This window comes from Micromonospora narathiwatensis, assembly GCF_900089605.1.
Lineage (GTDB): Bacteria > Actinomycetota > Actinomycetes > Mycobacteriales > Micromonosporaceae > Micromonospora > Micromonospora narathiwatensis.
This window is the reverse complement of the sequence record NZ_LT594324.1, coordinates 4,905,487-4,918,500: the sequence shown is the minus strand read 5'-3', so window position 1 is coordinate 4,918,500 and position 13,014 is coordinate 4,905,487. Positions and strand designations below refer to the sequence as shown.

General features: G+C 75.2%; 12 protein-coding genes and 1 riboswitch. Of the genes, 6 read left to right on the top strand and 6 right to left on the bottom strand.

Annotated features, from left to right (window positions below):
- Positions 1 to 26 precede the first annotated feature (26 nt).
- Both GA0070621_RS21465 and GA0070621_RS21460 read left to right on the top strand, forming a co-directional pair.
- Complete coding sequence (locus tag GA0070621_RS21465) at positions 27 to 1,841, top strand: glycerol-3-phosphate dehydrogenase/oxidase (RefSeq protein ID WP_197674095.1); 1,815 nt, start codon at positions 27 to 29, stop codon at positions 1,839 to 1,841.
- Between the two features lie 4 nt (positions 1,842 to 1,845).
- Positions 1,846 to 2,133 (top strand): DUF4031 domain-containing protein, encoded by a 288-nt coding sequence (locus tag GA0070621_RS21460; RefSeq protein ID WP_091198728.1) that lies wholly within the window; start codon positions 1,846 to 1,848, stop codon positions 2,131 to 2,133.
- Here GA0070621_RS21460 and GA0070621_RS21455 read toward each other — a convergent pair.
- Complete coding sequence (locus tag GA0070621_RS21455; RefSeq protein ID WP_091198726.1) at positions 2,099 to 2,740, bottom strand: HD domain-containing protein; 642 nt, start codon at positions 2,738 to 2,740, stop codon at positions 2,099 to 2,101. The two genes, GA0070621_RS21460 and GA0070621_RS21455, sit on opposite strands and share 35 nt — an antisense overlap.
- 76 nt (positions 2,741 to 2,816) lie before the next feature.
- Between GA0070621_RS21455 and GA0070621_RS21450 the strand changes: the two genes are divergently transcribed.
- A complete protein-coding gene (locus GA0070621_RS21450) occupies positions 2,817 to 4,076 on the top strand; it encodes an FUSC family protein (protein WP_231921089.1) in 1,260 nt (419 codons plus the stop codon).
- Positions 4,077 to 4,080: 4 nt separating this feature from the next.
- Here GA0070621_RS21450 and GA0070621_RS21445 read toward each other — a convergent pair whose 3' ends face one another.
- Positions 4,081 to 5,370 carry an aminotransferase class V-fold PLP-dependent enzyme gene (locus GA0070621_RS21445; protein WP_091198722.1) on the bottom strand — a complete coding sequence of 430 codons (1,290 nt, stop codon included), beginning with the start codon at positions 5,368 to 5,370 and terminating at the stop codon, positions 4,081 to 4,083.
- Between the two features lie 51 nt (positions 5,371 to 5,421).
- Positions 5,422 to 5,542: riboswitch (SAM riboswitch) on the bottom strand.
- Positions 5,543 to 5,566: 24 nt separating this feature from the next.
- Between GA0070621_RS21445 and GA0070621_RS21440 the strand changes: the two genes are divergently transcribed.
- Complete coding sequence (locus tag GA0070621_RS21440; protein WP_197673920.1) at positions 5,567 to 7,048, top strand: PrsW family intramembrane metalloprotease; 1,482 nt, start codon at positions 5,567 to 5,569, stop codon at positions 7,046 to 7,048.
- Positions 7,049 to 7,105: 57 nt separating this feature from the next.
- On the opposite strand, the gene GA0070621_RS30105 is transcribed toward GA0070621_RS21440, so the two are convergent.
- Positions 7,106 to 7,273, bottom strand: coding sequence for a hypothetical protein (locus GA0070621_RS30105; protein WP_167667132.1), 168 nt, complete (start codon positions 7,271 to 7,273; stop codon positions 7,106 to 7,108).
- An 84-nt stretch (positions 7,274 to 7,357) separates the two neighbouring features.
- On the bottom strand, positions 7,358 to 7,705 hold the full coding sequence (locus tag GA0070621_RS21435; RefSeq protein ID WP_091198718.1) for a GroES family chaperonin: 348 nt from the start codon (positions 7,703 to 7,705) through the stop codon (positions 7,358 to 7,360).
- A 171-nt stretch (positions 7,706 to 7,876) separates the two neighbouring features.
- Between GA0070621_RS21435 and GA0070621_RS21430 the strand changes: the two genes are divergently transcribed.
- Positions 7,877 to 9,163 carry an AI-2E family transporter gene (locus tag GA0070621_RS21430; protein ID WP_091202698.1) on the top strand — a complete coding sequence of 429 codons (1,287 nt, stop codon included), beginning with the start codon at positions 7,877 to 7,879 and terminating at the stop codon, positions 9,161 to 9,163.
- Positions 9,164 to 9,217: 54 nt separating this feature from the next.
- Here the strand turns inward: GA0070621_RS21430 and GA0070621_RS21425 are convergent, their stop codons facing one another.
- Positions 9,218 to 11,353 (bottom strand): ATP-dependent DNA helicase, encoded by a 2,136-nt coding sequence (locus GA0070621_RS21425; RefSeq protein WP_091198716.1) that lies wholly within the window; start codon positions 11,351 to 11,353, stop codon positions 9,218 to 9,220.
- A 126-nt stretch (positions 11,354 to 11,479) separates the two neighbouring features.
- On the opposite strand from GA0070621_RS21425, the gene GA0070621_RS21420 reads away from it, so the two are divergent.
- The gene (locus tag GA0070621_RS21420; RefSeq protein ID WP_091198714.1) at positions 11,480 to 11,986 is read left to right on the top strand and encodes a DUF402 domain-containing protein; all 507 of its coding nucleotides are present in this window, start codon (positions 11,480 to 11,482) and stop codon (positions 11,984 to 11,986) included.
- A gap of 8 nt (positions 11,987 to 11,994) precedes the next feature.
- Here the strand turns inward: GA0070621_RS21420 and sigJ are convergent, their stop codons facing one another.
- Positions 11,995 to 12,948: an RNA polymerase sigma factor SigJ gene (gene sigJ / locus GA0070621_RS21415; protein ID WP_091198712.1), complete on the bottom strand. Its 954-nt coding sequence runs from the start codon at positions 12,946 to 12,948 to the stop codon at positions 11,995 to 11,997.
- Positions 12,949 to 13,014: the final 66 nt, after the last annotated feature.

The window sequence follows — 13,014 nt, the reverse complement described above, 5'->3', positions numbered from 1 at the left end:
ACCGTGGACGGGTGCGCGACCCCAACGTGTCCCGATCCGTGGCCGGTCAGCTCTCCGCCGAGCGCCGCGCCGAAGACCTGCGTCGACTCCGCGCCGAGCGGTTCGACGTGCTGGTCATCGGCGGCGGGGTGACCGGAGCCGGCGCCGCGCTCGACGCCGCGTCCCGGGGGCTGAAGGTGGCCCTGGTGGAGGCGCGGGACCTTGCCGCCGGCACCTCCAGCCGCTCCAGCAAACTGATCCACGGCGGCCTGCGCTACCTGGAGCAGTTGGAGTTCCACCTCGTCCACGAGGCGCTCACCGAGCGCGGGCTGCTCGCCACCCGGCTCGCCCCGCACCTGGTGCGCCCGGTGCCGTTCCTGGTCCCGCTGCCCGCCGAGGGCGGGCTGCGTGATCTGCCGGGGCGGCTCTTCCGCCGCTCCTACTACGGCGCCGGGGTGGCCGCCTACGACGCGTTCGCCGGGATGTTCGGCGGGGGGCGGGGCATGCCGCTGCACCGACACCTGACCCGGGAGGGCGCCCGCCGGGTCTTCCCGAGCCTGCGGGCGGGCAATCTGGCCGGGGCGATCCGCTACTACGACGGGCAGGTCGACGACGCGCGCCTGGTGGTGACGCTGGCCCGGACGGCGGCCAGCCTCGGGGCGACCGTGGTGACCAGCGCCCGGGCGGTCGGCCTGATCCGGCAGGCGCGCGAGGTCACCGGGGTCCGGGTCCGCGACCTGGAGGCGCCCGCCGGGTCGCCCGACGCCGAGTTCGAGGTACGCGCCCGTACGGTGATCGCCGCGACCGGCGTGTGGAGCGACGACATGTCGCGGATGCTCAACGACGTCGGGCTGCGCCCCGGCCTGCGCGTACGGGCCTCCAAGGGCGTGCACCTGGTGGTGCCCCGCTCGGCGATCACCGGCGAGGCCGGGCTGATCCTGCGTACCGCCACCAGCGTGCTCTTCGTGATCCCGTGGGGCGGTCACTGGATCATCGGCACCACCGACACCGACTGGCGGCTGGACCGGTCCCACCCGGCGGCCACCGCCCGCGACATCGACTACCTGCTGGAGCAGGTCAACGTGGTGCTGGACCGGCCGCTCACCACCGACGACATCGAGGGCGTGTACGCCGGGCTGCGCCCGCTGCTGGCCGGCGAGGCGGACTCCACCTCCAAGCTGTCCCGCGAGCACGCGGTGGTCGAGCCGATGCTCGGCCTGCTGCTGGTGGCCGGCGGCAAGTACACGACGTACCGGGTGATGGCCGCGGACGTGGTCGACCGGGCCGGGCACCGGCTGGGCGGGACGCGCCGGTCGCGTACCGCCGATCTGCCGCTGCTCGGCGCGGACGGTTACCCGGCGATGTGGCGGGACCGGGCCGACCTGGCCCGCCGGCACGGGGTGCCGGTCGGGGTGGTCGAGCACCTGCTGGAGCGGTACGGCACGCTCACCCGGGACCTGCTCGCCCTGGTCGACGCCGATCCGCTGCTCGGCTCGCCGCTGGCCGGTGCCCCGGAGTACCTGGCCGCCGAGGTGACGTACGCGGCCCGCGCCGAGGGCGCGCTGCACCTGGAGGACGTGCTGACCCGGCGTACCCGGATCTCCTTCGAGACCAGCCACCGGGGCCTGGAGTCGGCGGAGCACGCCGCGGAGCTGATGGGCGCGGTGCTCGGCTGGGACGAGGCGACCCGGGCCCGCGAGGTGGCCCACTACCGGGCCCGGGTGGAGGCCGAGCGGCGGTCGCAGCTGATGCCCGACGACGTGGCCGCCGACGCGGCCCGGCTGGGTGCCCCGGACGTGCGCGGTTTCGCGGCGGACCGGGGCGGCGAGGGCGACAGCGTCGAGCTGCCGTCGTCCCGCTAGCGGCATGCTCTATCTGGACCGGCCCGTGGTGCCCTGGCGGGGACGGCTCTGGTCACACCTGATCAGTGACGTCTCGTACGCGGAGCTGCACGCCTTCGCCGAGGCGTTGGGCGCGCCCCGCCGTGGCTTCGACCGGGACCACTACGACCTGCCGGCCGATCGGTTCCCGATGGCCGTCTGGCTCGGCGCCCGGGTGGTGCCCTCCCGCGACCTCGTCCGCCTCCTGCGCGACTCCGGCCTCCGCCGCCCCAAGCACCTCACCCGACTTCCAGGGCCGCGAGTTCCCGGCTGAGGTTGGCCCGGGCGGGAGCCTCCCAACGGGCGTGTGGCCCGGGGAGTCGGTAGAGCGCCGGCAGGGCCAGCAGGCCCGCCAGCACGGCCGCCCGGCCGGCCCGGAAGTCCGAATCGGGGACGTGCGCGTACTCGCGGCGGATCGCTGCGGCGTACCGGTCGTACCCGTCCGGCGGGGCGGCCAGGATCGCCAGGTCGGCGTCGCAGAGCAGGGCGCCGTCCGGGTCGTCGGGCCGCGTCGCGTGTCCGGCGGTGAGCAGCACGAGTCGGCGTACCTCGGTCACCGCGTCCGCCGGCAACCCGGCGGCGGCGAGCAGACCGCCGGCCAGCTCGGCGCTGGCCCGCTCGTTGGCGTCCCCGCCCGACCGCGGGTCGTAGACCGCGTCGTGGCACCAGGCCGCGAGCCGGACCAGCGCCGGTCGGCGGGCCGATCCGGCGTACGCGTCGACCACGTCCAGCACCGCCCGCAGGTGCGTGGTGGTGTGGTACCGCCGGTGCGGCTCCCGCCACGCGGCCAGCAGCCGTGCCCCGGCCCGCTCGACCTCGGCCGGTTCGGTTGCCCCCGCCGTGTGGGCCGCGTCCCGCCAGCGCTCGATCAGCTCGTCCACCCGGTGCAGTCTGCCGTGCCGCCGCCCGGTGGGCGAGGATTCACCGGGTGTGTGACGGGTAGTCCCGGCCATGACCATTGCCCGGGACCGACGACCATCGTTCCTGCGGCGGACCCGGCTGCGCGAGGGGCTGGTCGACGTCGACTCGGCCCGGATCGCCGAGGCGATGGATGAGCTGCGGCACCGGGGTCGAGCCACCTGGCACGACCGGTGGCACCGGGTGCGTACCGCCAGCGGTCTCGCCGTCCAGGCGGGCCTCGCCGCCGCCCTGGCCTATCTGGTCTCCCACCGGCTGCTCGGCAACCCGCAACCGGTCTTCGCCCCGATCTCCGCGGTGGGCACCCTGGCCGCCTCCGTCGGCCAGCGGTTCCGCCGGACCGTGGAGCTGATCGTCGGGGTGGCGATCGGGGTGTTGATCGGCGACGGCCTGATCCTCGGGCTCGGGACCGGCGCATGGCAGTTGGGCGTGGTGGTGACCGCGGCGATCCTGTTGAGCATCTTCGCCGGGGCGAGCGTGGCGGTCGTGATCCAGGCCGCGGCCACCGCCGTGCTGATCGTGACCCTCAGCCCGTCCACCAAGAACCTGGAGATCCCCCGCTTCATCGACGCGGCCGTGGGCGGCTCGATCGCGTTGCTGGTGACCGCAATCCTGCTGCCGCTCAATCCGCTACGGGTGATCAACCGGGCCGCCCGGCCGGCGTTGGAACTGCTCGCCGGGCAGCTCGACATCTGCGCCGAGGCGCTGCGTACCCGGGACCGCGAGGCGGCGCAGCGGGCGCTGCATCGGCTCCGGGAGAACAAGGAGGAGCTGGCCGAGTTCTCGGAGGCGATCGAGGGCGCCAAGGAGACCATCACCATCTCGCCGGCCCGCTGGCACCGGCGCAACGAGCTGACCCACTACGCCGAGGCGGCCGACCCGATCGACCGGGCGATGCGCAACAGCGGCACGCTGATCCGCCGCTCGGTCACCCTGATCGAGGACGAGGAACCCGTTCCCGAACCGATGCCCGCCGCCGTCGCCCACCTCGCCGAGTCGGTACGCCTGCTCCGGCACGAGTTCGCCGTCGGGGAGGAGCCCCAGCAGGCCCGGGAGCGGTCGCTGCGCGCGGTCAGCGAGGCCGGCCGGGCGTACGCCGAGGGGGTCGGCTTCTCCGGCAGCGTGGTGATCGCGCAGGTCCGTACCACGGCGAGCGACCTGATGGTGGCCTCCGGAATCGAGCAGGAGGAGGCGAACCGGCTGGTCCGGCAGGCGTTCGGCGAGCGGGAGCAGCGCGGTGGCGGCAGGACCGAGCAGACCCCCGCCCCCAGGCCACCCACGGCACCCCCCGTCGGTTGAGCCCTCAGGTCAGGCGGGCGAGGGCGGCGACGAGCGCGTCCACCTCGGCGGCGGTGGTGCCGAGGCCGAGGCTGGCCCGCAGCGCGGTCGGGGGCAGGTCACGCCGCCCGCTGCGCGCCGCCGCCTCGGCCAGCAGTCGCCGGGCCAACGGGTGGGCGCAGAAGAGGCCGTCCCGGACCCCGATCCGGTGCGCCGCGGCCAACTCGGCGGCGACCTCGGCGGAGTCCCGGCCGGCGACCACGAACGAGACGATGCCCACCCGGGGCGCGTCCGGCCCGAAGGTACGCAGCTCCACCACGTGCGGCAGGGCGGCGATCCCGCTCCGCAGCCGGGTCAGCAGCGCCTGCTCGCGGGCGTGCAGCGCGTCCCGGTCCGCCTCGCCGAGCGCGGCGCAGACCGCGGCGAGCGCCACCGCGCCGAGCAGGTTCGGGGTGCCGGCCTCGTGCCGCGCCGGCCCGGTGGTCCAGCGCACGTCGTGGGTGGCCGTACCGACGTGACTGGTCGCACCGCCGCCGGCCAGGTACGGCGGGGCGGCATCCAGCCAGTCCCCGCGCCCGACCAGCACGCCGGCGCCGAACGGGGCGTACAGCTTGTGGCCGGAGAGCGCCAGGTAGTCCACGTCCAGCGCGGCCAGGTCGACCGGGGCGTGCGGGGCGAGCTGCGCGGCGTCCACCAGGATCCGGGCGTCGTGCCGGCGGGCCACCCGGGCCAGCTCGGCCACCGGCCAGCGTTCGCCGGTCACGTTGCTCGCGCCGGTCACCGCGACCAGCACCGGCAGGTCGGGTCCCGCGCCGGTGGCCGACCGGCCGGCCCGGCGCAGCTCGCGCAGGGCGGCGTCGAGGGCGCGTACCGCCTCGGCGGGACCGGCCGGCACCGGGAGCCGGACCGAGCCGCGCGGCCAGGGCAGCAGGTTGGCGTGGTGCTCGCCGGCGAAGGTGACCACGGTGGTGCCGGCGGGCAGCGCCCGGGCGAGCAGGTTGACCGCGTCGGTGGTGTTCCGGGTGAAGACCACGTGGTCGTCGGGGCGGGCGCCGAGGAAGTCGGCCACCGTCTGCCGCGCCCGCTCGTAGGCCAGGGTGCAGCGCCGCGACAGCGCCCCGGCGCCGCGGTGCACGCTCGCGTACCAGGGCAGCAGCTCGGCCACCGCGTCGGCCGCGGCCCGCGCGCACGGCGCGCTGGCGGCGTGGTCCAGGTTGATCTCCCCCGGTACGCCGAGCACGGCGAGCGGGTCCGGACGGTGCGGCGCCGGCGGCGCGGAGAGCGTGAGCGGGGCGGGTACGAGGGTGACGGTCATGCCGGAGCCTCCCGGGTCCAGGGGACCCCGGGGTGTGGGCTACCGGGACGGGGTCCGCGCTTGCCCAGCACGCGGTTCGGGCTGGGCCCGGTCATCACCCGGGGCACCCCACCGCGAACTCGACGAGGGTTGCCGGCCAGCAAGCCGGGGCTTGACGCTGGCGCTCGTGACCTGCCCGGGAGCATAGCGCGAGCCGATGCGGCCGGACCAGCGCGGCACGGGTGACTACGCTGACGCCATGGCCGACACCCCGCCCGGCGGACCCCCGCCGCCGCCCGTGCCCGCCCTCCCACCGCCGGGGTCGTCGACTCCCCGGATGCCGGTGCGCCGCCTCGACTGGCGGCGCGTCCTGGTGTTCGTCGGTGTGCTGCTGGTGATCGCCGTGGGCGCGGTCTTCATCCTCTACCGGCTCGGCTCCGACCTCGGCCCGGAGGCACTGCTGGTCGGGGTGGTCGCGGCGATCCTGCCGGTGCCGGTGCTCGTGGCCTGCTTCCTCTGGCTGGACCGGTACGAACCGGAGCCGCTGCCGTATCTGATCTTCTGCTTCGTCTGGGGCGCGTTCGTCGCGACGTCGATCGCGTTGCTGGTCAACGAGGGCTCGGCCGGCCTGTTCAAGCACTGGGGGCTGCCCACGGCGCTGACCGCCGTGCTGGTCGCCCCGTTCATCGAGGAGCTGACCAAGGCGGCCGCCCCGATCCTGCTGCTGATCTTCCGCCGCCGGGAGTTCTCCGGGATCACCGACGGGCTGGTCTACTGCGGGCTCTCCGCGATCGGCTTCGCCATGGTGGAGAACATCCTCTACCTGGGCGGGTACGGCTACCGCGCCGGTGTCGAGGAGTACGGCCCGGCGACCGGCGCCCAACAGGTGATCGCCATTTTCATCGTCCGGATCCTGCTCTTCGGCTTCGCCCACCCGCTGTTCACGTCGATGACCGGGGTGGGGCTGGGCATCGCCGCCCGTACGGCCGACCGGCGGGTCCGCGTCCTCGCCCCGATCGCCGGCCTGCTGGTGGCGATGATGCTGCACGGCACCTGGAACCTGCTGCCCTCGCTGGCCGCCAGCACCGGCCAGCCGCTGATCGCCCTGTACGGCTACATCGGCGTGATGGTGCCGATCTTCTTCGCGATGGTGGGGCTGGCGGTCTGGCTGCGCGCCTGGGAGGGGCGGCTCACCGAACGCACCCTGCCGGACTACGTCCGGGCCGGCTGGCTCACCCCGCCGGAGGTGGCGGCCCTGGGCAGCCTCGGCCGGCGGCACGCCGCGCGTACCTGGGCCCGGCGGGTGGCCGGCGAGGGCGGTGTGCAGGCGATGCGGGGCTACCAGTTCGCCGCGACCCGGCTGGCGCTGCTGCGCGACGGCATGCGCCGGGGGCTGGACCGGACATCGGCCGAACGGGAACGGACGGCGCGGGAGGAGCGGGAGTTGCTGGACTCGATCGGCGCGTACCGGGCGTTCTTCGTGGGCCGGGACCCGCAGGCGCCGGTCGGCGTCTGGGACGGGCGGCACTACCACCTGCGGTTCCCGGACGGGTCGCGGCGCGCAGTCGAGGCCCCGGACGAGCCGGTGGTGCCGATCCCGGTGGTGCTGGCCCCGCCGCCGCCCCCGGCCTACCCGGCCGGCTACGGCCCACCCGGCTGGTACGGCCCCCACCAGGCCGCGCCCTGGCCCGGCGCCTGACCGGCTGCGCCCCTGGCCGCCGGGCGCCGGAGCGCGCCCGGGCCGGCCGGGGCGTGGTCAACCCATCAGGCCGGTGAGGAAGTCACCGATGCCCTGGGCGATGGCCATCAGGCCCGCCCCGATCGTCTTGACCAGCTGTGCGGCCCCGTTCGGGCGGAAGGCCACGTAGTAGATCAGGAACGCGATGAGTCCCCAGGCCAGTAGCTTTTTGAGCACAATCGGCATGGTCCCTCCCCAGGGCGCTGTGGTGCCTGGGCTTCCCGCCGGGCAGCGGCGCAAACGGCGCCCGGGGGTGGGCGGGGTCGGGGCCTACAGGTAGAGGCCGGTCGAGCCGGTGGACTCGTTCTCCACCCGCTCGGCGGCGACCGCGTGCACGTCGCGCTCGCGCAGCAGGACGTACGCCCGGCCGTGCAGTTCGACCTCGGAGCGGTCGTCGGGATCGAAGAGCACCCGGTCCCCGGAGACGATGGAGCGCACGTTCGGGCCCACGCCCACCGCGGTCGCCCAGGCCAGCCGCTTGCCCACCGCCGCTGTGGCCGGGATCACGATGCCGGCGGTGGACCGGCGTTCACCGTCGGGGCCCTCCGTCCGTACCAGCACGCGGTCGTGCAGCAGACGGATCGGCAGGCCGGAGTCGAGGTTCTGGTCGACGGTCACGCGAAGACGCTACCGCGTACGCCAAGGTCGATCGTCGGCGTGGTTGGGCGGAGCGGGCAGGAGCAATATGTGGCGGACCCGACCTAGGGTGGGACGGACGGACTATCCTGGCCACCCTGTTACGTGGGCGGACCATTCTTGCGGGAGGTGCGCTTGAGCCGCTTCGAGCGGATGCGTGGACGGCTCCGCCGCGCGTACGAGTCCGGCCGCGCGTCGTCCCGGGCCCGCCGGGTCGAACCCGCGGCGGCGCCGGAGCAGTCCGACGTCGCCCCGTCGGGTCCGGCGGCCCCCGGTCCGGCGACCACGGGACCGGCGACCACGGCCGGCCGGGAATCCTCGACCCCCCTGCACCCGTCGACCGCCAGCCGGGACGACGCGGACGTGCCGCACGCGCTGCGGATCGGCGCCGCCTGGTCCTGGCGGTTGATCGCGATCGGCATCGTGGCCTGGGCGCTGCTCAGGATCGTCGGCACCATCCGCATCGTGATCATCCCGTTGGCGATCGCGCTGCTGCTCTCCGCGCTGCTCGCCCCGGCGGTCGGCTGGCTGCTCAAGGCCCGCTTCCCGCGGTCGCTGGCGACCGGTGTCGTGCTGGTCGGCGGCCTGGTCGCGGTGATCGGCACGCTCACCCTGGTGGTGAACGAGTTCATCCGGGGCGTGCCCGAGCTGAGCGAGAAGTCGTCGCAGGGCGTACGGCAGATCCAGGACTGGCTCAAGACCGGTCCGCTGCACGTGTCGGACAGCCAGCTCAACCGCTACATCGACGAGGCGCAGACCTGGATCACCGGCAACTCCAAGACCTTCACCACCAGCGCGCTCTCCGCCACGGCGACCCTGGCCGAGGTGCTGACCGGCACCATTCTGGTGCTCTTCGCGACGTTCTTCTTCCTGCGCGACGGCAACAAGATCTGGCGTTTCCTGGTCCGGCTGCTGCCGGTGGCCGCCCGGTGGAAGGTCGACGACGCCGGCCGGGCCTCCTGGTCGACGCTGGGCGCGTACGTGCGGGCCACCGTGCTGGTCGCCTTCATCGATGCCGTCGGCATCGGCATCTTCCTGGTCGTCTTCAACGTCCCGTTCGCGTTCCCGCTGGCCGCGTTGGTCTTCCTGGGGGCGTTCATCCCGATCGTCGGGGCGGCGCTCTCCGGCGGGGTGGCCGTGCTGGTCGCGCTCGTCGACAGCGGCCCGGTGACCGCCTTGATCATTCTCGGCGCGGTGATCGGGGTGCAGCAGGTGGAGGGGCACGTGCTCCAGCCGTTGATCATGGGCCGGGCGGTGGCCATCCACCCGCTCGCCGTGATCATCGGGATCGCGGCCGGGGTGGTCCTCGCCGGCATCACCGGAGCGCTCGTCGCGGTGCCGCTGATCGCGGTGCTCAACACCGCGATCCGCCGGCTCGCCGCCCGGACCGTGCCGGACACTCCGCCGGACGCCGTAGTGGTCGCCTCTCAGGCCCCCTGACGGCGGAGCGACCAGGCCCGGGGCCGGTCGACCCCGCCGGCCGAAGGCGGCCGGTCAGGAGCGGCTGAGCCGTTCCAGCGCGCCCCGGGCCACGTCGGGCCGGGTGGTGTACCAGAACGGCGGCAGCGAGCGGCGCAGGAACGGCCCGTAGCCGCGGGCGGTCTCCAACCGGGAGTCGAGCACCGCCACCACCCCCCGGTCGCCGGTGGCCCGGATCAGCCGGCCGACACCCTGGGCCAGCCGGACCGCGGCGATCGGCACGCTGACCGCCGCGAAACCGGAGCCGCCGCCGGCGTCCACCGCCGCCGCCCGCGCCGCGGCGAGGGGCTCGTCCGGCCGGGGGAACGGCAGCCGGTCGATCACCACGAGCTGGCAGGCGTCACCCGGCACGTCCACCCCCTGCCAGAGCGACATCACCCCGAACAGGCAGCTCTCCCGTTCCGCCCGGAACCGGCGCACCAGCAGCGGCAGTGCCTCCTCGCCCTGGAGCAGCACCGGCAGGTCGGTCCGCGCGCGGAGCAGCTCCGCCGCCTGCTGCGCGGCCCGCCGCGAGGAGAAGAGCCCGAGGGTACGTCCACCGAGCGCCCCGACCAGCGCCAGCAGCTCCTCGCCGGCCGCGTCGGGCAGCCCGGAGACGCTGGGGCGGGGCAGGTGCGCGGCGACGTACAGGATGCCCTGCCGGGCGTAGTCGAACGGCGAGCCGACGTCGAGCGAACGCCAACCGGACCCCTCGGTGGCCGGTGCCGTGCCGGCCGCGGTTCGCGGGCTCTCGGCGTCGGCGGCCACGGGTCGGGGCCGACCGGCGGCGGCCGTGGTGGCCAGCGCGGCGGCGGCCGGGGACGGCGGGGCGGGCGGCGGCGCGTCCAGCCCCAGCGCGCGGGCGACCGTGTCGAAGCGCCCGCCCAGCGCCAGGGTGGCCGAGGTGACGACCACCGTGCGCTCGTCGTACAGGTGGGTGGCGAGGGTGCCGGCGACGGAGAGCGGCGCGACGACCAGGGCGCGGCGGCTGGCGTTCTCCGGCTTCTCCACCCAGGCCACGTCGTGGTCCGCCTCCTCCAGCAGCCGCTGCGCGGTGCTGGAGAGTTCGTCCAGCACCGCCTTGGCCTGCTGCTTGCGGACCGGGTCCGGGTCGTCGGACTTGATGTCGCCGATCGACTCCAACGCGGCCCGGGTGGCACCGTCCAGCAGCGTGCACGCCTCCCGTAGCGCGGGTGGCAGCCCGGCGGTGAGCCGCCCGGCCGGCGCCTCGGCCAGCCCCACCGCGAGGGCGTCGCCGGCCTCGGTGAGCCGGTCGGCCAGCTCCGGGCGGAGCAGCGGCCGGGCCCGGCGGGCGGATCGGTCGATCAGCTCCGGTACCAGCTCGGCCTGGGCCGCCGAGGAGACCCGGTCGGCCAGCTCGTGCGCCTCGTCGACGATGAGCAGCTTGTGCGGCGGCACGATGTGCCGGCCGGCGAGCATGTCGACGGCGAGCAGGCTGTGGTTGGTGACGACGATGTCGGCCTCGCGGGCCCGGGCCCGCGACGCCTCGGCGAAGCACTCCTGCCCGAACGGGCAGCGGGTCGCGCCGACGCACTCCCGCGCCGGCATCGAGACGGTCCGCCACACCTGGTCGTCGACGCCCGGGTCCAGCTCGTCCCGGTCGCCGGTGGCGGTCTTCTCCGCCCAGTCGCGCAGCCGCTGGATCTGCTTGCCGAGCCGACCCGCCTCGCCGAGCCATTTGGTGCCACCGCCGGGCCGGGGCGCGTCGAAGAGGGTGTCCTCCGGTTCCTCCTCGGTGGAGCTGTCCAGCCGGGCCAGGCACAGGTAGTGGTGCCGGCCCTTCAGCACCGCGAAGGTCGGCCGACGGCGGAGCAGCGGCTCCACCGCGTCGGCCAGCCGGGGCAGGTCGTGATCGACCAGTTGGGACTGCAACGCGAGGGTGGCGGTGGAGATCACCACCGGGCCGTCCACGGTCAGCGCCGGGGTCAGGTACGCCAGCGACTTGCCGGTGCCCGTGCCGGCCTGGACCAGGAGGTGCTCGCCGGAGCTGATGCTCTGCTCGATCGCCTCGGCCATCTGCTGCTGGCCGGGGCGGGCCGCACCGCCGGGGACCGCACCGACCGCCGCGGCCAGCAGTTCGCCGCCGCTGGGCCGGCTGCCCCGGCGTTTCTTTCCGACGGCGGGACCGGTGGCGGTACGGGGCAGGGTCACCGTGCGACCGTACCCGCCGCCGCCGACAGGGGTCGCGCCGAACCGCGTCGTGGCGCGGTCCGGTCGGGTCGCGTCCGGTTACCTGTCGATCGCGTCGCGTGGCCGGAATCGGCTAGGGTGCCAGTCATGCCGAGCGATGTGGTCCGCGTGATCTACCGCAAGTACGACGGCAGCGCCCACCGCGACTACCCGGCCCGCCGGCTCGCCGAGGACGACCTCGGCGTGTGGCTCGGCGTGCCGGCCGGCACCGAATCGGTCTACCACGGGCGGCCCTCGGTCGAGCAGATCCCGTTCGTGCTGCTGGTGCCCCGGCACGGCTGGTGGACGGGGATGTTCAACCCGCCGCCGCGGACCAGCGAGGTCTACTGCGACATCACCACCCCGGCCCGGTGGGAGGGTGGGGGCACGGTCCACCTGATCGACCTCGACCTGGACGTGGTGCGCCGCCGGGAGACCGGCATCGTCGAGCTGCGCGACGAGGACGAGTTCGCCGAGCACCGGGTGCGCTTCGGCTACCCGGACGACGTGGTCGCCGAGGCGGAGGCCGCCGCCCGCCGGCTCCTCGACGCGCTGGGCGACGGCACCGAGCCGTTCGCCACGTCGTACCGGAAGTGGCTGGCCCTGGTGGTCTGAGCCGGCCGCTACCAGCGCGGCGGCCAGTCGGCGTCCGCCCCGAGCCCGGCCAGGCGGGCCACCTTCTCCGGGTTGACCTGGTTGAACACCCCGGTGACCCGGCCGTCGTGCACGGCGAACGAGGTGACCATGCGAAGCGGCTGCCCCCGGTACACCGTCTCCGCCTGCCAGCCCAGTGCGCCGTCGACCAGCACGGGCCGGGCCACCAGCCGGCCGCCGTGCCGGGCGGCCTGGCCGAAGAGGCCGAGGAGGAAGCGGGCCACGGCGACGGCGCCGACCACCGGCCGGCGGGCCGCCGGGACGTGCCCGCCGCCGTCGCCGATCATCACCACGTCCGGGGCGAGCACCTGGACCAGCCCGTCCAGCTCCCCGGACTCCACCGCGGCCACGAACGCGGTGAGCACCCGCTGCTGCTCGGCCAGGTCGGCGGTGTGCCGTGGGCTGTCCGGCCCGGCCACCGCCCGGCGGGCCCGGGAGGCGAGCTGCCGGGCTGCGACAGGGGTGGTGCCGAGCACGTCGGCGACGGTGCCGAAGGGCACGGCGAAGACGTCGTGCAGCACGAACGCCACCCGCTGCTCCGGGGTCAGCCGCTCCAGCACCACCAGCAGGGCGGTGCCGAGCTGTTCGGCCCGGACGGCCCGCTCGGCCGGGTCGGGGGCGAAGCCGTCCACCGCGGGCACGTCGGTCACCACCGGCTCCGGCAGCCACTGACCGGGGTACGCCTCGCGGCGTACCCGGGCGGAGCGGAGCACGTCCAGGCAGATCCGCGAGCAGGTGGTGGTCAGCCAGCCGCGCAGATCGCGGATCTGGGCGCGGTCGGCGGGGTCGGCGAGCGCCTTCGCGTACCGCAGCCAGGTCTCCTGCACCGCGTCCTCGGCCTCGCTCCGGCTGCCCAGCATCCGGTGCGCGACCGCCAGCAGGTGCCCCCGTTCCGCCTCGAACTCCGCCGCCAGATCCACCATGTCCCGCTCCCTCCCGCCGGAGCCCACATTCTCCCCGTACCCCTGGGACGCCCCGCCGCCCGCTTT

Bases quoted from the DNA above. Each gene is read 5' to 3' on its own strand.
- GA0070621_RS21440 (WP_197673920.1), top strand. From the start codon at position 5,567: ATGCGGCCGGACCAGCGCGGCACGGGTGACTACGCTGACGCCATGGCC.
- GA0070621_RS21460 (WP_091198728.1), top strand. From the start codon at position 1,846: ATGCTCTATCTGGACCGGCCCGTGGTGCCCTGGCGGGGACGGCTCTGG.
- sigJ (WP_091198712.1), bottom strand. From the start codon at position 12,948: ATGGTGGATCTGGCGGCGGAGTTCGAGGCGGAACGGGGGCACCTGCTG.
- GA0070621_RS21445 (WP_091198722.1), bottom strand. From the start codon at position 5,370: ATGACCGTCACCCTCGTACCCGCCCCGCTCACGCTCTCCGCGCCGCCG.
- GA0070621_RS21420 (WP_091198714.1), top strand. From the start codon at position 11,480: ATGCCGAGCGATGTGGTCCGCGTGATCTACCGCAAGTACGACGGCAGC.
- GA0070621_RS30105 (WP_167667132.1), bottom strand. From the start codon at position 7,273: ATGCCGATTGTGCTCAAAAAGCTACTGGCCTGGGGACTCATCGCGTTC.
- GA0070621_RS21430 (WP_091202698.1), top strand. From the start codon at position 7,877: ATGCGTGGACGGCTCCGCCGCGCGTACGAGTCCGGCCGCGCGTCGTCC.